This is a genomic window from Puia sp. P3, assembly GCF_050632245.1.
In the GTDB taxonomy this organism is placed as follows: Bacteria; Bacteroidota; Bacteroidia; order Chitinophagales; family Chitinophagaceae; genus Puia.
Genome location: NZ_CP192583.1, coordinates 5,439,164 through 5,459,536 on the forward strand (window position 1 = coordinate 5,439,164; position 20,373 = coordinate 5,459,536).

Consider the following 20,373-nt stretch of genomic DNA (forward strand, 5'->3'; position numbering starts at 1 on the left):
ATGGACCACATAATTCTATTTTTTAATGATTTCTATAATTCCTTCATTCTCGATGATCATCATACCTACCCGGTCGGCGGCAATCCCCTCCTCCAGGACGTAGGGATAACGCGGCTTTCCGTTGTCAAGCATCGTAGGCAGATAGGCGAACCTAAGATTATCCCTGCTCAGCCGAAGCGCCTCACCGGCCTCTACGATATGCGTGGAGATGATAAAGGAGGACCGGCGATATTTCGAAAAGGCCCCGGTGACCGCCAACGTTCCATCATAGGCATCCTTGACATTCGTTCCCTTAAACAACTCATCGAACAGGACCACCAGCCGCTTACCCTCGCTGACAGCCCGCGCCACGTTCTTAACGCGCAACACCTCGGCATAAAAATGACTATGCCCAAGGCTGAGGTCATCGGCAACATTGATGCTGCTGAACAAACCATCCCGCACTGAAAAAATCATCTCCTTTGCCGCTACGGGAAATCCCATATGCGCCAGGTACAACGCAATGCCAAAGGCCTTCATAAAAGTCGACTTACCCGCCATATTGGCGCCGGTGAGAAATAGCATATTGATATCCCTGTCCAGCGCGATACTATTGCCCACGGCATTGCTTACGGCAGGATGCCGCAAGCCCGCGATCCGCACTATATTGTCGCCGCATCGGCAAGGCGCCTGCGTATCCCCAGCCATTGACCCGGGCCGCACTGCCAACGCCAATATATACATCCAGCTCGCTCAGCACCGTCATTACCGTCTCCAGACCGGCCCGCAGCCGGGTCCGCAACAGATAGTCATACCGCGCCACCTGCACCAGCGACGAGTCACCCGAAACAGACGACCCTGCCAGCATCCGGTCCTCCAATACATTCAACGCAGCACGCGCCCTCTCCGAAAAGGGCCCATCCGGATCTCGCCTCATAAGCCCCCGCAAAAATTCCCTGACTACCCGCAGTCCATTGACAGCCGCACTCAGCCCTTCCCGCAACATCCCATCCGTCTCATCACGCACCAGCGACGCCATCAACTTCCGCCGCAACCCATGCCAAACCGCAGCCGGAAGATGCCCATGACCAGGGCTCCCCAGATAATTCTCCATCGCCTCCACCTGCGAACCACTCATCGGAAAAACCATGTCCAGCGCAGAAAAATATCGTATAAGGCCGCTTCGGCTATTGATGGCCTCCGCATCGGTCAACGGATGACGGAACATCTCTTCCAGCAAACGCTCCCCACCCCTGGTCCTCACCTGGCTGAACAGGCTGAACACGGAACCACGCCGATGCTTGCCCAGCAGGTTCAGGTCATTCAAAGTCTGTTGATCGGTAATAAAGTTCATGATGCATCAAAATTGCCGTTCTCAAGAATATCCAGAATGCCTTCATTGCGGATAATCACCATCCCATGACGATCATCGGTAATGCCGACCTCCAGTTGATACGTATATACCGGACGGCTCCCTTCCATCCGTGTTGGCAAAAACAAAAATCCAATATTATCGCACCGCTCCCTCAGCACCTCCCCGCCTCTATGATATGTGTTGAGATCACAAAGACGCTGTTCCGCTGCGACGCAAATGCCCCCGTTATTGCAATCGTCGCCTCATAGGCATCCTTTACATTGGTGCCGCGGAACAATTCGTCGAAGATCACCAGCAGCTTCCTCCCGCGATTCAGCTCTTCAGCTACCTTCTTCACCCGCAGCACCTCGGCATAAAAATGGCTGGCGCCCAGGCCCAGGTTATCGGCGAGGTTGATCGTAGTAAACAGTCCGTCCAGCACCCCAAATTCCATAGAAGACGCAGCAACGGGAAACCCCATATGCGCGAGATATATGGCGATACCCAGCGATTTCATAAAAGTGCTCTTGCCCGCCATATTGGCACCGGTCAGAAACACAATATTGTTGTCGGAGCTGATCGCTATGGAATTGGGGATCGCCCCTGTCAGTCCAGGATGATACAACCCCTCCAGCCGGACCGTATTCGATCCGCTATCCAACACGACAGGGAAAACGAATTTTCGGGCAACCGCCACCCGCGCCACCGTCAGATAGAGATCGAGATAGTAGATCCGCTCCAGCAGGCGGCGGACGACAGACCGGTTCCGAAAACGTAACACCTCATCCAAAACAGCCATCTCTTCAAAACCTAATTTCTTCCGCGGGGAAACCCGCAGCACTCCCGCAAATGCCGGATCCCCCAATAAACCCGCCATAGCAGTCCGCTCCTCCCCATATGCGGAACCATCACCCACCCCGCCATCCAAACCACCCACCCCCAGCACAAATTCATTGCAGACATGCACCATCTCCACCAGCGAACCAATACCCCTTTGAATAATCGATTCCTCAGTATTCGTAGACACAAGCCCCCTGATCCTTCTTTCCAGCGACCCATCACCCCTCGACAGCTTCGTTCGCTCATCGGTATTCGCCAGGTACTGCTCGACCGCATCGAACCACTCGGGCTTAAAAGGAAAACTCAATCCCAACTCCGCAAAATGTCGAAAAATACCGATACGCTTCCTTATCGCATCCGGGCGCGACAGTGGTTCACGGAACAACTGCTCTATCAGCGAAGCGCCGCCACGCGTTTGCGTCTGACTAAATAGTCCATAGATCGAATCACCACCACGCTTCCCGAAAATATTCAGGTCATCCAGCGTCTGCTTGTCGGTAGAAAAATTCATAGACCCTTATTTTCTTTTACGCCGGATCAGCAGCACGCTTCCGAAAACAAGCAACAGCCCCGGAAGGATCCCCATCAGCATCACCTTCAGGAAAGCCAGCCCGCTATCCGTAATATTGAGACGCTTGTCCTGCGACGGCGGCCGCGAAGTATCGATCGGAAACTCTCCATGCGCGAACCAGCTGAAGATAGCCGTGGAAAAATCGAAATTGCAGGTTTTGATATTGTACCGGCCCAGCTCCGCATTGCTCAGGAAATCGGCATCCCCTGCAACGACGATTCGTTGCTCCCTCCCGTTGATCTTACGCGTAAGCCCGACTATCGCTGACAGCGGCCCGCGCTGATCACCCTTACCCGGGTCATACCGGAGCATGTCCGGGTCAGGATCCGATGCCTCGGCCTTCTTATGCCTGCCCCCCGACTCCGACCCGTCGCCGATACTTATCATAGAACCTCCCATGCTGCGCGGCGTTTCCTCGTCCTCGGCCATTTCAATCATATTTTCATCAGGCCTGATCTTCTTGTTCCAGCTGTTTTTGCCATCCGTCATCGCCAGCGGGATCGCCATAAAGGGACCGCCCGCGCTCACCGACAGCCCCGCAGCTCCATGCATGGCGATTACCAGACTGTCATTGAAATCGTCGCGTAGCTGTTTGGTAATGGCCGCCGCATCCTGCGTTAAGTATGGCTGCACCAGCACCGGAGAAAAATCCTTATTCTTCTCCACCATCATCCCGTCCATCATCTTAACCCCCAGCGCCGCCAGCAACGGATTCACAATATCCTGCCTCCCCGGTTCTCCCGCGATCAGCAGATTGCCGCCATCGGCGATATACCGCTCGATCTTACGCCTCGAAATACTGTCAAACGCCATTTTCGGATCCGCGATCACAAGAGCGGTAATATCCCCGGGAATATCCTCGTCATCCAAAAATATCTTCGATACATCGAAACCCTGGTTGACCAGCGAATACCTGAACGTAATTTCATTCGTCAGATACTTGAAATGCCTGTCCCCCATCTTGTCGATGCTCCGCTCCGACTCCCCCTGCACAAACGCGATTTTCGGCAGCTTTGCCTTCATCAGCCGTTTCAGCGCCGCCGAAGTCTCCGTCTCCGACGGAAAAACATCCCGGTCATCGAACAGTCGCAAAAAAGTCTTCCTTCCGTTGTACTGTAGCTCCATGACATACCGGTTCTTTTCGGGCCGCAGATCGATGGTCTTGCCGATCTCCGCTGGTGTCTCGAATGACCTCAGATTGACCTTAAAGGATTTGGCATACCGCTCCGCCAGTTGCGCCAACCCCACACCAGGATTATACTTGAAAAAATTCTTATCCACCGGACTGTCGTAATAATAGACGTACTTGAAACCGATGTCCGGCTTGTACCGCAGATAAGGCTCCCACCTCGCCAGATCAATATTCCGCTGCTCAGGTTTGCCATACCAGAACCGATTATCCAGCAGGTTGACATACGAGGTCACCTCCAGCGGTTTGTCCCCCATCTCTTTGATGACCTTCTTCGCATTGGCAGTCAGCGTCAGGTACTGGTTACTCGTAGCGTCAACATACCCCGTCAGTGAAGGTTTTCGAGCTGATATATCCAATAGTCAGGGCGCCGACGAAGATCAGCACATACCGGCCCGCCTTAACAAGCATCGGCCTCGACTCGCGATCCCCTTGCAGTTTGTAGATGGCAAACGCCGGGAACATCCCGATGATGACAAGAAAGTAAATAATATCCTTCGTCGAGATCAGCCCCAACAGCAGATGATTCGCCCGCCCCTGTATCGACAGGAAATACGCAAGATCACGCACAAAGTCTATATCCTGCCACAGCTCTCCGACATAGCTCAGCGCCGCCAGCACCACCAGCGTGCTCAAAGCCGCCACCACCTGGTACGAGGTCAGACACGACATAAAAAGTCCGATGGCCGCATACGTACAAAGCAGCAGATACACACCCAGCAACGATGTACACAGCATGCCCGCATCGGCATGCTGAATGTTGAACAGGCCCAGCCCCGATATAAAAGCCAGCACCAGGACGAGTACGAGATTATAAACCATCATCGACATGAACTTGCCAAAGATGATCTCCCGTATTTTGATAGGCGAAGAATACAACAGCTTGATCGTACCGGCATTGATCTCCCGGCTCATCAATCCCATGGTAAGCAAAGGCAAATACAGATAAAGACTCCTCACCAGCCTCGGCCAGATCCCATTCTGCGGAGCGAAGGTCCGGGCCGTCAGGAAGTCGAGATATTTCAACCCGATCCCGCCAAGGTCCCGGGTAGTCAGCGTCCCTTCAAGCATACTGGTATACATTAGCCCGCTCTGGAACAGAAAGGCGATCAGCAGAAACCACGCGATCGGAGAATAAAAAGTAGTGCCAGTTCCGTCCTGGCTATTTTTACGATTGTCTTCATGAGCTTTATTTTGTCCGGCCGTTATGATTGGAAAGTTGGGCAAATATTTCGTCGAGTGAGCTTTTGTCCAGCGAGATCTCCCTCAGCCGCCATCCCTTCGCCACGCTCGTGCCGACAATGCGCTCGGTGATCTCCTGATCGCCGTTGAAATACAATCGGATCTGCTTCTCCGTGAGAAAATCAGCTTTGGTAACACCGGAGATCCCCAGCAGATCCTCCTCCGGCGGAGGATTGTCCATATAAGTGATCACACTATGCGGCTCCATATAATTGTTGAAAGCATCCATCGTGTCCGAGAAGACGATCCGGCCGTTGTCGATCATCCTGATGTCCTTGCACAGCACCTGCACTTCCGACAGGATATGCGAAGAGAAGATGACCGCCCGGTCGGCGGCGATTTCCTTTATAAGGGCGCGGACCTCGATTATCTGGTTCGGGTCAAGACCATTGGTTGGCTCATCCAGCACCACTAGAGACGGACGATGGATGATCGCCTGCGCAATACCCACGCGTTGGCGGTAACCCCCGGACAAATTCCGGATCAGACGGCCGCTGAAATGCGCGATACCGCAGCGATCCTTAGCCATCTCTACCGCCAGCCGTATCTCCGCCTTCGGCATCTTCCGCAAATTGGCACAGTAGACAAGATACTCATCCACCGTCAGGTCCGTGTACAGCGGTGCATTCTGCGGCAGGAAGCCGATCAGCCGCTTGGCCGACTCCGGATCCTTTCGCATATCGATACCGCCGATAAAGACCTGACCTTCGGTCTGGTTCAGACATCCGCAAAGGATATTCATCGTCGTTGACTTGCCCGCGCCATTCGAGCCGAGCAGCCCCACGATGCCATTTTTGTCGATCTCGATATTGATGTCACGGATGGCCCAGCTGCTCGAATACTTGTGCGAAAGCCGTTCGAGCTTTACAATAGAATGATTCATACTTATTCGGAGAAATTGTTCAAAAATTTATTCGTTCCCCCTCAATATCCGGGGTTCTGCTTCAGGTTAATATTGCTCTGCAGTTGCGCCATCGGGACAGGATAGAGCGCCGCGTCAGCCGTCCAGCCGGTCTTCTCAGCGCCCAGGACCGCGCCCGCCCGCCCCGTGCGCTTCAAATCATACCAGCGATGCCCCCACTCGGTAAATAGTTCGACCTGCCGTTCATGCATGACGCGCATTCAATAACGCAGACTGCGAGCCCGCACTGGCCGTACTGGCCGGAAGCCCCGCACGCGCACGAACGATATTCAGATCGGACAGCGCCGCAGCACCGTTGCCCAGCTCCGCAGAAGCCTCCGCACGGATCAGGTATTGCTCCGCCAGCCGGAGGATCATGACATCCTCGGTCGTCGGACCGCCCGACTGGACATTTTTATATTTGAAAGGATAGTACAACGTATCCGTCCCGCTGACATACTGCCCCAGCCAGTCCTTCATCCGGAGATCCCCTGGCTCGAAAGCATTCAACAGGAATTTGGTCACCGGATAAGTCGGAGCAGCGCCGTACTGGGATGAAAAATCATGCGCCTCCGCTACCTCGTAATAGGCGGTCTTGGCAGGCAGCTGCCAGATGGCTTCACTGCTGCCGTCGAGAAAGACCTTGTTGGGGTCGCTGACCAGACTATACTGACCCGACGAGATGACCGCACTCGCAGCATCGTAGGCCTGCTGCCACTGCTGACGGTACAGATAGACACGCGCCAGCAACGCAGTCGCCACCAGCTGATTCGACCGTATATGCCCGCTGGAAGGATAGGCCGCCGACAGATTCTGCTTCGCATTGGTCAGGTCCGCAAGTATCTGCCCGTAAACGGAATCGACCGAAGCACGCGCCATAACAGCATTGACCTCGTAGTCCGTAGTCAACGACAGCGGAACACCGCCGAATAAATTTACGAGGTTGAAATAGTACAGCGACCGCAGCACCTGCATCTCCCCGGTGGCCTGAGCCCTGAATGCGGAAGACAGGCCTGGATTGTTCTTTACCCCGGCTATAACAGCATTGACAGTATACAGGGAAGTATAGGGACTCGTCCAAAGACTGCTGACATCGGAGTTCAGGTTCGTAAGAGTATACCCATAGAATCCGGTCATGTCCAGATCATAGCCGTTGTTGTACAGCAACTCGTCTGAAGAAAGGCCCGCGGCTTCCGGGATCTTCGCGTCGGAATATCCGAATCCGGAGACGCTCAGCGCGACATAGCTGTAGGCATACGAGATCGCGGTCAGCGTCGTACTGCTGTCTGCGAACTGCTGCGACTCCGCGATCTGCGAGGGCGGGCTGGGCGGGATCCCGATCAGTTTCTTGCAGGAGCCGGCCAGCTCCGCAACCAGCAATAGCGCCACGCCAACGATATATGGTTGAAAGAATATTTTTTCATGATAATAAAGATTAAAGATTACAATTCAGTCCGAACGCAACGATTCGCTGCACCGGGAATTGGGTGAAATCATTGAACGTCTCCGGATCGGCTACCTTGTAGTTCGTCAGCGTAAGCAGATTTTGCGCATTGCAATAGACCCGCAGGTCATGGATATGCACGCTTTTTAGCAGCTTATCCGGCAGGGCATAAGACAGGGACACGGTCTTCAGCCTTGCGTAGGTGTCGTCGCTATACGCCCCGGACGACTGGCTGAAAGCCGAAGCCGACCTGGAAGCCTTCGAGCTATAACTGGTCACAAGATGCTGCAGGGTCGCCCGCGTATCGCCAGGGCCCGACCAGTAATTGCCTATCACCGCCACCGGCATATTGATCAGCGGACTACCCGGTGTATACCCGTTGCCGTACAACGTATACATCCAGTTGGGCGCCGTCTGGCTCGAGAACTGAAAGAAGATATACAGGCTGACTCGCTTGTAGGTGAAAGTATTGCCGAACCCACCCATGTATTTGACTTCTCGGTTGGCGATGGGCACCTGGTCCCCGCCATCGGCAACCAGCCCATAGGCCGGAGTAGACGTGACCTGGTCCTTGGCATTCAGGTATTCGAACAGCCCGGTCGTCGGGTTAATGCCCTTGTAACGATACCCAAATATGATAGAAGCTGGGCTCCCCGATCTTATAGACGCTGGCGTACGAGGACCCCGCGAGGTTCGGGAAGCTGAGCAGTTTGTTTCGATTGAAAGTAATGTTGAAATTGGTCTTCCAGGTAAAACCCCGGTCCTGTATATTGCTGGACGTAAAGGATATCTCCCAGCCCTGGTTCTGCACCTGGGCAGGCAGGTTCTCCAATACCGTTCCGAATCCTGCCTGTATCGGCAGAGGATAGCCGCCGAGCTGGTCGCCTTCGCGGTCGCGGTAGAAAGTGGTGTTAAGGAGCAGCCGGTCGTGAAAGAATCCAAGATCGAGGGCGATATTGAGCGATTTCTTCGTCGCCCAGCCATAATCCGGATTGTATAGATTCTGCGGTTGATTCGGCTGCACTCCCTGAACGGCCGGCACATAACTGAGCGGCTGCCAGAAGGCCTGGAATTTATAGGCGGCGATGCCGTCGGAACCGCTGGACCCATAACTGCCCGACAGCTTGCCATAGCTGAGAAAGGGCATCGCCTTCTTAACGGCTCTTTCCTGAGTAAAGATCCAGCCAACTCCGGCCGAACCGAAACTACCGAACTGCCGCCCGGGGCCGAAATTGCTTGACCCATCCCGCCTGCCGCCCATGCTGACGATAAACTCCTGGTTATAGATATACTTCAGTCGCGCAAAGGCAGCACTGTATTTGTATACCGACGACTGATCATACGGATACACCGTCGCGGCGCCGTCGATGGAACCAAGCAATTGATCATTGCTGTAACCCGTTCCCTCGAGCGTCTGCTGATAGTTGGTGTTCTTCTTATAAGTGCCGCCTGCCAGTACCGACAACATACTCTTGCCAATATTGACATTATAGTCGATCTGAGGCTCGATGTTTAGCGTCTGAAAATTGTTCTGTGCGAATTCCGCGCTTCGGTAAGCGCCGTATAGCGGCGTCTGCGAGACTGCCGGGATTTTCGTGCTCTCGTCACTGGTGTTACGGTTATATCCCGCAGTAAGGCCAAAGGTCAACCCTGATATGACCTTATAGTTAAGATGCAGGCTGTTGTTGATATTGTAGTTTTGTAGGTTGACGGGCTGCAACAAATTGGCGTAGAACTGATAGTTGCTGAGATTGATGCCCTTATAGACCCAGACCAGGCTGCCATCCGGGTCCTTCAGGTCGGGCAAATTCGGCGCAAGCAGGACATCTTTGTTGCCGGCATACCCTGCGGAATGATTCTGGTCATATCCGACATCCGCCCCAAAATCCAGCGTCAGCCGGTTGTCGTTGGAAACATGATGGAACATGCTGTGAAGGGTCAGCCGCTGATCTGCAAAAATTCCCCGGATAATTGAAATCGGACCGGGTATATCCACCGGAAAAAATGAACGTGTTATTGTAACTACCACCCGATATGCTGGCGTGTATATCGGTGTTATTGGTCGTCCTGCCGTATATCTGCTTAGGCCAGTTGGTATATTTATTTGCATCGAAGACGGTCAGATCGGGCGCATATCCGCCGGTATACGGGGTATTGCTGGGCGTAACACTGTCCTGCGCAAGGGCCTCGCGCCGATATTTCAGGTATTGCTCCGTATTCATTACATGCAGTTCGCGCGCAGTACTGTTGAACCCCGTTGTGGCCGTCAGATTGAACATCGTCTTGCCGGCCTTACCCTTTTTAGTGGTGATCAGGATCACGCCGTTGGACCCCTGTGTACCATAGATGGAGGTGCCATCTGCATCCTTGAGGACCGTGATGCTCTCGATATCGGAAGGGTTGATGGAAGCAAAGGGGCTGACACCGCCGAACTGATTGATGCCGCCATTGCTGCTGCCATCCGTTCCAAAGTTACCGAACTGGCTGAGATTTTTATTTTGCGGCGCGAAGGGCACGCCGTCGATGATGATCAGTGGCTGGTCATAAGGCCGTTGGCCGTACGGCGCATTGGACATCACCGTATTCTGTCCCCTGATCTGCAGCAGAACCGTATTGGTCGGGACGCCGCTGGTAGCCGTGACGGCCAGACCGGGCACCTGCCCCTGCAACGCCAGCATCACATTGGTCACCGGCTGCTTCTCGATGGTAGAAGCATTGACGGTCGATATCGAGCCGACATTGAACCGCCGGCTCGTAGTGCCATACGCCTGGATCACCGTCACATCCAATTCGTCCTGGCTGCGCTGCAGCGTCATATAGTGATAGTTGCCGACACCCGCACCCACCGTAAACTCCCTGGTGACATAGCCCGTATAGGAGACAACCAGCGCCGTACCCTCGGGGACATGCTTCAACTTGAAATCACCATGGACATCCGACTGCGTCCCCTTCGTCGTACCCTTGATACGTATCGACGCTCCGACAAGAGGAGCGCCAAGGCTATCCGCCACCCGGCCGTGGACACTGTCCCCCGATGGCGCATCGACCAACCTCAATCTCCCGACCGCCGGAATCGTATCTTTCAGCACGACCATCTTGTCGATGATGGCATAGGTAAAAGGCTGGTCTTTAAAACAGATGTCCAGCACCTCCCTGAGAGCCGCATTGCGGACCGAGATACTGATATCATGCGTCTGTTTCATCCACTCATCGCGGTAGACGAATAAATACCCCGTCTGATCGGTTATCTTTTTGAAGACCTTGTCCAGCGGAACATGCTGTTCAGACAGGTTGATCTGCTGCGCCCGCGTATTCGCGCTGAGATGTAAACAGAAAGCCAATAATAAGAAAGTTGTCAATCTCACGACTAACAGAGTTTTGGTAAGGAATACATTCCTTTTGGTCATAGGAATGCTTCTCAATGCTGCTAAAAGCATACATTTGCAGTGTTTGGGTTTAACAATAAAGCAGTTTCCAACAATTGTGTTGCGTCAGACCTGAACGTCTCGCCGGGAGTGGTACCAACACTTCCGGTTTTCTTTTCAGGACTTCAACCAATATTCAGTAAAGGATGAGGTTTTATGGCATTACGCGGATCGTCCTGTCTTCAACTCTAAAATGAACGCCGCTGGTTTGCAATACCTGCAGGATATTCGACAGCATCGTCGACCGCGGCAGTTCTCCCGTGATATGCCCAGCGGGAACGCCCTTTTCAAAAACGATATCGACATCATACCAGCGACTGATCTCCCGCATAACCGTGGCAATATCCGCGCTGGTTAAGTAGAAATAACCGTTCTTCCAGGCAAGCACCGATTCGAGATCCGCATCGCCGGCAGTACCCAGCTGCGAGTCTCGCCATTCGGCCTGCTGACCAGACCTGTTCAGTGCGATCACACGCCCTGCGCCCCCCACTTCCGCCGCGCCGCCGGCCAGCGTGACCTTCATCGTCGGCTCCTCGCCATAGGCGTTGATATTGAACGAGGTTCCGATATCGCGAACGGTCAGCTCCTGTACTCCGACCTCGAAAGGCTGCTTCGCATCATGCACCACTTCGAAATAAGCCTGACCCGTAATGCTAACACGGCGCGTCTTCCCGATGAACGCGGTAGGATATATTATCGACGACGCAGCGTCCAGCCATACTTTAGTGCCGTCCGGAAGTGTCAGCCTGTACTGGCCACCCCTTGGCGTCGTCAGGGTATTATATAATACCGTCTTCTCCTTTCCTTCCGCCTCAGCCTGATAGTCAAGCTGACCATTCTGCTTCATGACCCGGTTACTCCCCTGCATCGCCAACAGACCGTTGGCCGCGCTGTCAAGGACTACCCGCTGACCATTTCCAAGCGTCAGCATGGCCCGGTTACCTCCCGGTCTTGCCTCGATAGCGATAGCCACCGGATTAATAGTATTGGTCTTTTCACCACTCCGCTGCCACAACAGCCAGCCACCCGCCGCTACGATCAACACCGACGCCGCCACTGCCCCATATCGCCGCCATCCAATCCGCCTGACCGGCACCCGCACTCCCAGTTCTTCCCTTATCTTCATCAACATCCTGTCACGAACAACCCCGGCCTCCTCCAAAACCACCTCTCCCTTGTACTCCTCCCCCAGCTCGGCAAACCATCCGTCCACCAATTCTCTCTCCGCAGCCGTACATTCCCCGGCCAGATAGCGCTGAAGCAATAATTGAGCATCCTGTGGCAACATAATAGATAGGTTCTATAGTATTAGTGACATCCCGGTATCCGAAGTGGTATCCTATATCAAGTTTTTTTAGAAAAAATGCGTGGTCAGCCAAAGAACCAGCCCCGCCGGCAGTCCCAGCCCTTCGCGCAGTATCTTCAGCGACTTGTATACCTGCTTCCGAACCGTCTCCTCCGATATCGAAAGCCGGTCGGCAATCTCCCTATAGGACAAATGATGCTTGCGGCTAAGGATAAAAACCTCTTTCATCTTTTCCGGCAACTGCCCGATCAGCCCATCGATACGCGCCTCCAGCTCACGCCCGAATATCGCGGATTCCACCCCCAGGCTTTCCCCGGAATAGGCTGTCATCTGTATGGCCAGCCGATCCAAATACCCGGCGTAGGTGCTGTTTTTTTCTATATGTCGGATGGAAATATACCTGGCGCTATTATACAGGTAGGTTGAAAGACTACGTTCGATTTGTAGTTCCTGGCGCCGCTTCCAGAGAGAAACAAATAATTCCTGAACAATATCCTCGGCGTCGGACTGCCGCCGGATAACACGCATGACATAAACTAGCAGCTTATCCCAATACCTCTCATATATGGCGGTAAAAGCATCAGGATCACCGCTCGTCAGAGCCGCAACCAGCGATTCATCCGTGTGGGGATTGTCCGGAGCCATTCGATAAAAGTAGGAAAAAAACAATGGCCTGGTGCTCACCTATCCCGGCTCATGATCAATGTCCCGTCTTCCACCGCGCATACCTCTCCGCCAGAAACCCGGTCCCCGCCGTCTGATACTCCGGCGTATTCAGCGTAAAATGATCCCCCGGATAATACTGAAACACAAATCGCGTATCCAGTTTCTTCATCTCGTCATCCAGCATATGCACGGCATAGTTCAGCAAAAAATTATCCTGATTACCCACCGATACCCTGATCTTGCCCTGCAATACCTTCTCGAGCGCCGGCCAGTTGCTGCGCAGATACGCACATATATCATAGGTCTTCCAGTGCTCCACACAGGACTTGTCGATGGCCCCCGTCACAGGGTCGCAGACCGGAACCGGCTGACCATCCGCTCCTTTCGCGCTGAACACCTGGTTGAACGAATGCATCTGCTCGCCCCGGTACAACACAAACTCCTGCTGATAACACTGCTTCATCGACGCGACCGGAAAATATCCCGCGATAGTGGCGACAGAATTCGAAGCTCCATCCTTCTTATAATAGATATTGTCTTCTTCATACAGGTTGACCCGCTGAAAATTCCGGAAGTCGACCGGATCGGGTGAGCTCGACCAGCAGCCCGCAAACACATCGGGATAATGCGTCTGCAGCCAGAGCACCGTCCACCCTCCGCTGCTATGCCCCCTCAGGAGCCTCGCCCCATTACAGCGATAGGTCTTTTCAAGTTGCGGGATGAATTCAGTAGTGAGAGCGTCCCCCCATGGGCCGTTATTATCGCTGTTGGCATATACAGAGTGACCACCGGCGCAATTACCATCCAGAAACACCGTGATACAGGCGACCGAATCGAACGGCCTGCTATAGAAAGTCGAATCGCCCGAATAGCGATGATAATCCCCGCCATATCCGGACACAATGAACATCACCGGAAACTGCCGCTCCGGCTGCGTATAATATTCGTGGGGGAGCAGCACCGCAGCATCCACCGTCATCTCCCTTCCCTGCGACTTCGACAAAAGCCGCGACGGTGCCTTCAGCTCCTTTACAAATTTGGTATCGGTAAACCCCTGCTTCGGCACCACCTGATCGCAATTCAGACTGAACGCCGCACCGGCTTCCTTCGTCAGTTTCACCTTCTGCGGCAAAGAATAAACATTCCCCGGACTCTCCGCGATCGCCCGCCCTCCCATGTTCCTGTCCCAAACCGCCTGTACATAGTACTCCCCCGTTCTATGTCCGACAACCGCGCGGGAAACGCCGCCGCCCGATCATCAAACGTTACGATCCCACCAGGCTTCACATCCTTCACCTCAACCGCAAAACAAGGAAAAGCCTCCGAGGTCGGCCATCGCATCCTTGGGGTTCCGGTTCTCCTTATTCAGATACAGGATCACCCTCCCACTAAACGGCCCATTCATTGCGGCCGCCGGATAACTTACCCGGAACGTCTGGGCTTGACCCACCGCACAAAAAGAGGCGGCGAGCAGCAGTAGCAGATATTGTTTTAGCATAGGGGGAAGTTACACCAATGCCCGTAATAATCTTGTGACGGCGTCCAAAATTTTCCACCCAAATCCGGGCAAACCAGGACTCGCACCCTGCCCGTAGGACACTGATTGGGCAATCCGTTCAACCCTTCCACCGACTTCCTCATTATCGGCGGATGCTTCCTGCCGTTAGGAAAAGTCACGATCCAAATGCTATCGAAATCACTACCTTGCCAGCTCAGCGAATCTTTACCCAGTCCGAGCGCGTGCCCCAGCCTGGGTATATTGGTGTGCTCCCAGACTACCAGCTGCAAACCGTTCTGCGTTTTCAGGAAGTCGGCAAGACCCTTTGTATTTGTTTCATCGAACTCGCTGTTGACGGCCACCGAGTCGGTCACAGCCAGCGGCGTAGCGGTCTGGAACATTCGGTCCTCCGAAGTAACGGCACCCGTTTTTACCGTTGGAACATAGATTACCAGCGGCCTCCCGAACTGCTTGTTAATAACGGCAGGTATATGCAGCGCCCGGTTCAGCCCCTTGCAGTTCAGGTTGCTGCCGGCCGCATATTTCTCGCCGTGGCGGATGATCACGATCGTCAGGTCATTTTTCGTTTTCCCGCCCTGATCCTTCGTCTTCCCCGCCTGGTTTTTCGTCTTCCCACCCTGCTCCTTCACTTCTCCACCCTGGCCCATACACTGGCATGCAACCACCGCCAACACGGCTATAAATAGATGTTTCATGATTTTATCTGTTCCTTTTTGCAAAATAGCTCCTAAATTTAGACAACTTTTCCAGGCTGGTCCCCCGTATAAACACCCATTTTCACTTATCGCAGCTAAAATCATCCTTGATGTCCTATTCTGCAACAGTATACCAGGTATTTATCGCCTCCCCTGGTGACCTCACCGAGGAACGGGCCATTGCCCGCCAGGTCATCCTCGACTGGAACAACGTCAACTCCGGGTGCCGTAACATTGTACTCCAGCCCATCGGATGGGAGCAGAACGCATTTCCGTCGATGGCCGACCGTCCGCAGGCCGTTATTAATCAGCAGCTCCTGGACTCAGCCGATATCCTCGTCGGGATTTTCTGGACACGCGTCGGAACACCGACGGGCAAGGCCGCCAGCGGCACCGTGGAAGAGATCGCGCAGCACATCGCAGCTGAGAAAGACACGCTGCTATACTTTTCCAAACGGCCCATCCAGCCGGAGTTGCTGGATCCCGTTCAGTACGCGGCAGTAAAACAACTCAAGACCGAATATCAGACAAAAGGCTTGACCTATGAATTTAACGACCCTGACCAGTTCAGACAGGATTTCCAGAACCACCTCGGCATGCTGCTCAATCAGGACAATTATTCTCACAACGAGCAACACGAAAGTTCCCCCGAAACCAGATCGTCCAATTCCACACTTAGCGACGACGCCAAAGAATTGCTGTCCGAAGGCGTCAAGGACGTGGCCGGACAGATCGTTAGGGTCAGATACCTCAACGGGGAAACCCTGTCGACAAATGACAGGGAATTTCTCACCGACACCACCCCCCGAACACTGACAAGATGGGATGGGGCCCTGGACGAACTGATAGAACACGATTTTGTCAACCGGCCATCCCCCGATGCCGAAGTCCTTTCGATTACCCGTAAAGGATATGCATTTGCCGACGGCCTCACTCCACCTCAATCGGAGCAATCCACCTGAACGTCCCCCACTCGAACAGGAGTTTACCATGCCGGTTATCGCCGGGAATAACAGATATCGTGAACGCCTCCACTGGCGTGGAGGCCACCTCACTGGTCATCCTTACTGACCCGAGGTCTTTTGAGCCATTGTAGTCTGTCCCCCACTCTCCGCTTTCCTTATTCACGATCAGATCGACCCCACCCGTATGCGGTGCGGTAAATAGCGTGTATCTACCCGCAGGCACGGCCATCCCTCCCATCTTAATCGGAACTGTCGTCGTGAACTGCGTAGCGGCATTGGCCCCCGTCCTCCATACCCGGTCATAAGGTATCAAATCACCCAGCAAGGTTCGTCCCCGCAACATCGGCCTGCTATAATCGATGGTTACTACGGCATTACCCACCTGCGCGCGCACGGAATCCCGGACGCTCAACGATTTCGCGACGCCGGTTGCCGCCTCTTTTGCCTCCCAGCTGGCGGCAATAACTTTTACCTCGGGAGCTATGTTCAGTCGCTTTACCTCTTCTTTATAGGTAGTCCGGACTCCCGAATACCTGAGCATGTCATTGGCGGAGTCCATCATGGCCTCGCCCGTTCCAGCGAGCCAGTCGTGTACAACCTCTACCTTGCCTTTCCCAACAGGGGTTACCGTGGCGTGCCCCAGCGGGAATCGGTCAAATTCCCGGTCGATATAGAACTGCCGCAGTTCCACAGGCGTTCCGGCTGCCAGCTTTGCTGACGCCGAATGCTTCAGCGCTGCGGCAAAGTACAGCTCATACAGGCTATACATCTGCGGCACATGTGCCACCACCATACTGCCACCCGTTGAGAAATCCCCTGGTTAGCGTTCCCGTACTGTCCGTTTTTGAAAGACGTACCTTGTTATCGGCGACATCCGCCACCACAGTCCGGTCCCGCTGGCCGGGTCGTTCACTGGGCGCGTGAATTTCCATTACCAGGTGTCGGATGCTGCCATCATCGTTCAGCTTAACCACGGTATGCCGTACTTGCACCCGGGGAAAGCGATCCACCTCGTCGCTTTCCAGTGTATTACCCTGGCGAATAACAGTTTCTGCCGATATCGTATCCTGCCCAAGCATCGTAACAAATCCATATCGTTTTGCCGGCGCTACATGGCAGGAACCCAGCAACATCGCACCAAGAAATATACAAATTGCGGCCGGCTCACCAGCCCGACGACTTATTGAAGGCTCAATTTTAGTATGCATGCATCAAATCTAGCCGATTTCCGCCCCCCGCACCACCACCCCCTTGTCAAGTTTGTTCAAGTTGGTTCATCCCCTATTCACGGAGATCCAGGGGCAGACCGGTGAGGGATTCACTCCCGGCCACCCCCCCAAAAAAAATCTACTTCCTCGTATCATTCTCCAGCGCGTCCGGAAAACTCGCGTCCGTTATGTTAAAGGACTGAACAAAATGATAATCCTCATACAACGCCTGCAAATCATCTGTAGTGATCCCCGCATACTTCCCGGGCGGGATAGCCGGTCCCCACCCTCGATCCACGCACTCTGCCACAACACGGCCATCGCATTGGAGCCCGACGCGATCACCTTGATCGTCCGCGCACCCAGTACTTTCCACGCCAGGTCATACTTGCCCCTTCCACTGATCTTCCCAAACTCCGTAATGATATCCATCGGCGACAGTGTGTCGAACGTCTTTTGCATCAGCGCGATCACGAACTGCGCCGCCCCATGACCACCCGTAATCAACTGGCTGTCCTTGACCTTATTATTCAGCGCATTTACCCCAGCAAACAACTTCTTACGGTTGGCCGCGATCATCTTATCCTCATACTCCCCGTGCACATTCGTCTCCTGACCGGGGATGCCGGCATGCAGATACGACACGTGCAGCGGCTGACAGGCATCACCTACATAATGGGTCATCGTACCGCCCGCCACCAGATATTCATCCACCTTCCCGGCCTTCAGCGACCGCACCATCTGCGTATACAACTGCCACACCCGGAACGGCAGTGACCCCGCCCTCGGACTCGGCACCTCTTCGTTCGTATCGCGATCGATCTTCGTTTTTGGATCGACTACGTCCATCTGCTGATAAAAATCTATCCATTGACCAATATCCACAAAAGCGGGATCCTTCGACAGCGCCAGCAGGTCTTTTCCGCCCATCACCTTTGGATTCGATTCGTCCATGTCCGCAAAATGATTATTCCCCTCCGTCTTGAACCGTTTGTACCGCCAGTAAAGGTCCGGCACATCGGCCAGCTGGATAAAATCCGTACTCTTCGCCATCGCAATATTCGTCTGGTCCAACAGGTCCTTATCCGAATTGCCGATCTTCTCCTGGTGTTTCTTCAGCAATTTCACCAGCCGCGGCTCAGTCACCAGTTCCGCAGACCGGTTACCGATCTTAAAATGGCCATCCTTCGCCCAGGTATAATCCTGGTCCAGGTTATAATCCCTGACGATATTCACCTCCAGCTCCCTGCATACATTACTCAGCGACGTTGCCATCACATAGGCGCGTTTCACCCGCTCCCTGCCTTCCAGGAACTCATGCTGCCCCCACACCAGTGCTATGGGCCGGCAGCTCACGGCGCCGGAATCTTTGTCCTCCTCTTCCATGACCAGCACGGTACCGCTATCTCCATGATGGATATTCAGATTGCTGCCGTTCTCGCCGCCGATGAGGAAATCGGCCATATACTCGATCCCGCCCACAGACTGGTACCGGTAGAACAGCGCCACGACCTCGCCCCGGATCTCACGGGAAACCGCGCCATATGCCCGCACCTTCTGGCTGATCAGGTCCAGGGACAGATTATACGTATTGAAATCCATCAGCTCCCCCAGGATCCCGATCTGGTAGATCTCAGTCTTCCAGTCCTTGATATCGTCGATCTCGATCAACCCGACATCGTTATTCACCATCATCGAAGCACCGGGCCAACCGGGGTATAACTTAGAAAATAGCTGCTTGCCAAGCGTATGCGCGCTGCTAACGCCGATCCTCCTTTCCTGCCCGTGAAAAACAGAATACACCGGCGTGCCAGGCTTTCCCACCACATGCTTATTTGTCACCGCATAATAGGCATTACCATCGCTCACCACGCACCCCACTGACGCGATCCGCCGTTCACCCTGCTGGTAAATTACCAACGGAAAACCTCCGCTGATCAGATTCCGGGGAAAGCGCAGGTCCGAGGGATTCACCGTCACATCAGACCGCTCCTCCTTCGGGGCCGCCACCACACAGATCGGCACCACCCGCCCGTCCGGCATATAGATCGACTTCGGGACGATATTGTTCCCGCCGTCATGGATCAGCTCCGTCTCGTCCTCCCAGCTTCTTCACAAACACCAGGATACAGGGCCAGCTGATATCTTCCATCACTACACTGTTCTCAAGCGTCCGCTCCTTCCTGGGGAACTTGTGATCCGGTGCATAGCGGCCGCCCCTGATATCTGTCTTGCGCATGCGGTACCGTCCAACCGCCGTCGCGATCACGTTTCGCTTGTTCATCAAATGCACATGGAACATCTCCCGTGCATCCAGCAGATCCCGCAGGGAAAGGCTCGAGAACTGTCGGCTATAGCCCGAATGCCGGGCGTCCGCACTTTTTCAGGGTCGTGGTGCTCATAAGTCGATTTTTGGGGGTTATAGGTATACCCTGAAAGGTCCGATATTCCTATCGTCCCACCACCCGTGAAAACACTAATGTCATTGACTTAAGGGTTTCACACGTCTTTGTAATTCATATGATACAGTCTTGGCGGTCGTCGCTTTCGGTTTTCATGCCTGCCAGGTCGAACGATTTCTGTGTTAGCGGCCACCTGTTTGTCGAAGACAGCAAGTGCTAATCTGATGGTCCTTTTAATGAACATGCCGATGAGGATACATTTGGTCGACCAATAAGCAAAGGTGCGGTTGATCTTTTTACGGTGCCTGATCTTGCCTTTCTGTTTATCTGCAGTGCTTTCTGCAATGACTTTTTCCTCTATAGGGAACGCCAGTGCTGCACATAAGGTCATCATCATCACCTTGGCATAAATATCCTGCTTAACGGCGGTAGCGGTCTTGCCGCTGAAGGCTTCCACCTGCACCCGGGCCTTGTACATCTTGTAACCTTCCTCCGCACCCCAGCGGATCTGATACAGTTCACCGAGTTCCGGCAGCTTGTATTTTACGGTATCTAATAACGAGGTGCCCAATATTTCCTCCTCTCCATTCTCCAGTGCTATCTTAACCAGCCTGCATTTGACTTCCCTTTTCATCGAGGGAACTGTTCGGCAAAGCTATCATAGTAT

The 20,373-nt window shown here is 53.9% G+C and carries 22 protein-coding genes; 1 reads left to right on the forward strand and 21 read right to left on the reverse strand.

Annotated features, from left to right (window positions below; all coding sequences use genetic code 11):
• Window positions 1-15: 15 nt before the first annotated feature.
• The 17 genes from ACQ86N_RS34200 to ACQ86N_RS34280 all read right to left on the reverse strand — a co-directional run bounded on the left by ACQ86N_RS34200 (window position 16) and on the right by ACQ86N_RS34280 (window position 15,131).
• Complete coding sequence (locus tag ACQ86N_RS34200) at window positions 16-600, reverse strand: MutS-related protein (protein ID WP_431210961.1); 585 nt, start codon at window positions 598-600, stop codon at window positions 16-18.
• Entirely contained in the window at window positions 590-1,333 is a 744-nt protein-coding gene (locus ACQ86N_RS34205) for a hypothetical protein (RefSeq protein WP_431210962.1), read from the reverse strand. Before ACQ86N_RS34205 ends, ACQ86N_RS34200 begins: the two co-directional genes overlap by 11 nt.
• The gene (locus ACQ86N_RS34210) at window positions 1,330-1,512 is read right to left on the reverse strand and encodes a hypothetical protein (protein WP_431210963.1); all 183 of its coding nucleotides are present in this window, start codon (window positions 1,510-1,512) and stop codon (window positions 1,330-1,332) included. The genes ACQ86N_RS34205 and ACQ86N_RS34210 overlap by 4 nt, the downstream gene beginning before the upstream one ends.
• Window positions 1,506-2,684 carry a MutS-related protein gene (locus tag ACQ86N_RS34215; RefSeq protein ID WP_431210964.1) on the reverse strand — a complete coding sequence of 393 codons (1,179 nt, stop codon included), beginning with the start codon at window positions 2,682-2,684 and terminating at the stop codon, window positions 1,506-1,508. The genes ACQ86N_RS34210 and ACQ86N_RS34215 overlap by 7 nt, the downstream gene beginning before the upstream one ends.
• A gap of 6 nt (window positions 2,685-2,690) precedes the next feature.
• Complete coding sequence (locus ACQ86N_RS34220; RefSeq protein ID WP_431210965.1) at window positions 2,691-4,292, reverse strand: Gldg family protein; 1,602 nt, start codon at window positions 4,290-4,292, stop codon at window positions 2,691-2,693.
• Window positions 4,249-5,160 (reverse strand): ABC transporter permease, encoded by a 912-nt coding sequence (locus ACQ86N_RS34225; RefSeq protein WP_431210966.1) that lies wholly within the window; start codon window positions 5,158-5,160, stop codon window positions 4,249-4,251. Before ACQ86N_RS34225 ends, ACQ86N_RS34220 begins: the two co-directional genes overlap by 44 nt.
• The gene (locus tag ACQ86N_RS34230) at window positions 5,123-6,058 is read right to left on the reverse strand and encodes an ABC transporter ATP-binding protein (protein WP_431210967.1); all 936 of its coding nucleotides are present in this window, start codon (window positions 6,056-6,058) and stop codon (window positions 5,123-5,125) included. The genes ACQ86N_RS34225 and ACQ86N_RS34230 overlap by 38 nt, the downstream gene beginning before the upstream one ends.
• Window positions 6,059-6,099: 41 nt before the next feature.
• Window positions 6,100-6,288 carry a RagB/SusD family nutrient uptake outer membrane protein gene (locus ACQ86N_RS34235; protein ID WP_431210968.1) on the reverse strand — a complete coding sequence of 63 codons (189 nt, stop codon included), beginning with the start codon at window positions 6,286-6,288 and terminating at the stop codon, window positions 6,100-6,102.
• Window positions 6,281-7,465, reverse strand: a complete 1,185-nt coding sequence (locus ACQ86N_RS34240; protein WP_431210969.1) for a RagB/SusD family nutrient uptake outer membrane protein — start codon at window positions 7,463-7,465, stop codon at window positions 6,281-6,283. Before ACQ86N_RS34240 ends, ACQ86N_RS34235 begins: the two co-directional genes overlap by 8 nt.
• 46 nt (window positions 7,466-7,511) lie before the next feature.
• On the reverse strand, window positions 7,512-8,036 hold the full coding sequence (locus ACQ86N_RS34245) for a hypothetical protein (protein ID WP_431210970.1): 525 nt from the start codon (window positions 8,034-8,036) through the stop codon (window positions 7,512-7,514).
• A 91-nt stretch (window positions 8,037-8,127) separates the two neighbouring features.
• A complete protein-coding gene (locus tag ACQ86N_RS34250) occupies window positions 8,128-9,447 on the reverse strand; it encodes a hypothetical protein (protein WP_431210971.1) in 1,320 nt (439 codons plus the stop codon).
• Window positions 9,383-10,885, reverse strand: coding sequence for a carboxypeptidase-like regulatory domain-containing protein (locus ACQ86N_RS34255; protein ID WP_431210972.1), 1,503 nt, complete (start codon window positions 10,883-10,885; stop codon window positions 9,383-9,385). The genes ACQ86N_RS34250 and ACQ86N_RS34255 overlap by 65 nt, the downstream gene beginning before the upstream one ends.
• Window positions 10,886-11,099: 214 nt before the next feature.
• Window positions 11,100-12,233 carry a FecR family protein gene (locus tag ACQ86N_RS34260; RefSeq protein ID WP_431210973.1) on the reverse strand — a complete coding sequence of 378 codons (1,134 nt, stop codon included), beginning with the start codon at window positions 12,231-12,233 and terminating at the stop codon, window positions 11,100-11,102.
• A gap of 66 nt (window positions 12,234-12,299) precedes the next feature.
• Entirely contained in the window at window positions 12,300-12,896 is a 597-nt protein-coding gene (locus tag ACQ86N_RS34265; RefSeq protein ID WP_431210974.1) for an RNA polymerase sigma factor, read from the reverse strand.
• Window positions 12,897-12,951: 55 nt separating this feature from the next.
• Window positions 12,952-14,094 (reverse strand): alpha/beta hydrolase-fold protein, encoded by a 1,143-nt coding sequence (locus tag ACQ86N_RS34270; RefSeq protein ID WP_431210975.1) that lies wholly within the window; start codon window positions 14,092-14,094, stop codon window positions 12,952-12,954.
• Window positions 14,095-14,214: 120 nt separating this feature from the next.
• A complete protein-coding gene (locus ACQ86N_RS34275) occupies window positions 14,215-14,415 on the reverse strand; it encodes a hypothetical protein (RefSeq protein ID WP_431210976.1) in 201 nt (66 codons plus the stop codon).
• Window positions 14,409-15,131, reverse strand: coding sequence for a hypothetical protein (locus tag ACQ86N_RS34280; RefSeq protein WP_431210977.1), 723 nt, complete (start codon window positions 15,129-15,131; stop codon window positions 14,409-14,411). Before ACQ86N_RS34280 ends, ACQ86N_RS34275 begins: the two co-directional genes overlap by 7 nt.
• A gap of 110 nt (window positions 15,132-15,241) precedes the next feature.
• Between ACQ86N_RS34280 and ACQ86N_RS34285 the strand changes: the two genes are divergently transcribed.
• On the forward strand, window positions 15,242-16,093 hold the full coding sequence (locus ACQ86N_RS34285; protein ID WP_431210978.1) for a DUF4062 domain-containing protein: 852 nt from the start codon (window positions 15,242-15,244) through the stop codon (window positions 16,091-16,093).
• On the opposite strand, the gene ACQ86N_RS34290 is transcribed toward ACQ86N_RS34285, so the two are convergent.
• From ACQ86N_RS34290 to ACQ86N_RS34305, 4 genes are all read right to left on the reverse strand, one after another.
• Window positions 16,062-16,889 (reverse strand): DUF2911 domain-containing protein, encoded by an 828-nt coding sequence (locus ACQ86N_RS34290; RefSeq protein ID WP_431210979.1) that lies wholly within the window; start codon window positions 16,887-16,889, stop codon window positions 16,062-16,064. The two genes, ACQ86N_RS34285 and ACQ86N_RS34290, sit on opposite strands and share 32 nt — an antisense overlap.
• Window positions 16,890-17,490: 601 nt before the next feature.
• The gene (locus tag ACQ86N_RS34295) at window positions 17,491-19,347 is read right to left on the reverse strand and encodes a hypothetical protein (protein ID WP_431210980.1); all 1,857 of its coding nucleotides are present in this window, start codon (window positions 19,345-19,347) and stop codon (window positions 17,491-17,493) included.
• Window positions 19,348-19,381: 34 nt separating this feature from the next.
• Window positions 19,382-19,606, reverse strand: a complete 225-nt coding sequence (locus ACQ86N_RS34300) for a hypothetical protein (protein WP_431210981.1) — start codon at window positions 19,604-19,606, stop codon at window positions 19,382-19,384.
• Window positions 19,607-19,803: 197 nt separating this feature from the next.
• Window positions 19,804-20,340, reverse strand: a complete 537-nt coding sequence (locus ACQ86N_RS34305) for a hypothetical protein (protein ID WP_431210982.1) — start codon at window positions 20,338-20,340, stop codon at window positions 19,804-19,806.
• Window positions 20,341-20,373 lie beyond the last annotated feature (33 nt).

Excerpts from the sequence above, each read along its gene's own strand:
- ACQ86N_RS34205 (WP_431210962.1), bottom strand. The coding sequence starts at position 1,333 with ATGAACTTTATTACCGATCAACAGACTTTGAATGACCTGAACCTGCTG.
- ACQ86N_RS34215 (WP_431210964.1), bottom strand. The coding sequence starts at position 2,684 with ATGAATTTTTCTACCGACAAGCAGACGCTGGATGACCTGAATATTTTC.
- ACQ86N_RS34230 (WP_431210967.1), bottom strand. The coding sequence starts at position 6,058 with ATGAATCATTCTATTGTAAAGCTCGAACGGCTTTCGCACAAGTATTCG.
- ACQ86N_RS34235 (WP_431210968.1), bottom strand. The coding sequence starts at position 6,288 with ATGCATGAACGGCAGGTCGAACTATTTACCGAGTGGGGGCATCGCTGG.
- ACQ86N_RS34250 (WP_431210971.1), bottom strand. The coding sequence starts at position 9,447 with ATGTTCCATCATGTTTCCAACGACAACCGGCTGACGCTGGATTTTGGG.
- ACQ86N_RS34260 (WP_431210973.1), bottom strand. The coding sequence starts at position 12,233 with ATGTTGCCACAGGATGCTCAATTATTGCTTCAGCGCTATCTGGCCGGG.
- ACQ86N_RS34265 (WP_431210974.1), bottom strand. The coding sequence starts at position 12,896 with ATGGCTCCGGACAATCCCCACACGGATGAATCGCTGGTTGCGGCTCTG.
- ACQ86N_RS34270 (WP_431210975.1), bottom strand. The coding sequence starts at position 14,094 with ATGGGAGGGCGGGCGATCGCGGAGAGTCCGGGGAATGTTTATTCTTTG.
- ACQ86N_RS34275 (WP_431210976.1), bottom strand. The coding sequence starts at position 14,415 with ATGCTAAAACAATATCTGCTACTGCTGCTCGCCGCCTCTTTTTGTGCG.
- ACQ86N_RS34280 (WP_431210977.1), bottom strand. The coding sequence starts at position 15,131 with ATGAAACATCTATTTATAGCCGTGTTGGCGGTGGTTGCATGCCAGTGT.
- ACQ86N_RS34285 (WP_431210978.1), top strand. The coding sequence starts at position 15,242 with ATGTCCTATTCTGCAACAGTATACCAGGTATTTATCGCCTCCCCTGGT.
- ACQ86N_RS34290 (WP_431210979.1), bottom strand. The coding sequence starts at position 16,889 with ATGGTGGTGGCACATGTGCCGCAGATGTATAGCCTGTATGAGCTGTAC.
- ACQ86N_RS34295 (WP_431210980.1), bottom strand. The coding sequence starts at position 19,347 with ATGCCGGACGGGCGGGTGGTGCCGATCTGTGTGGTGGCGGCCCCGAAG.
- ACQ86N_RS34300 (WP_431210981.1), bottom strand. The coding sequence starts at position 19,606 with ATGTTCCATGTGCATTTGATGAACAAGCGAAACGTGATCGCGACGGCG.
- ACQ86N_RS34305 (WP_431210982.1), bottom strand. The coding sequence starts at position 20,340 with ATGAAAAGGGAAGTCAAATGCAGGCTGGTTAAGATAGCACTGGAGAAT.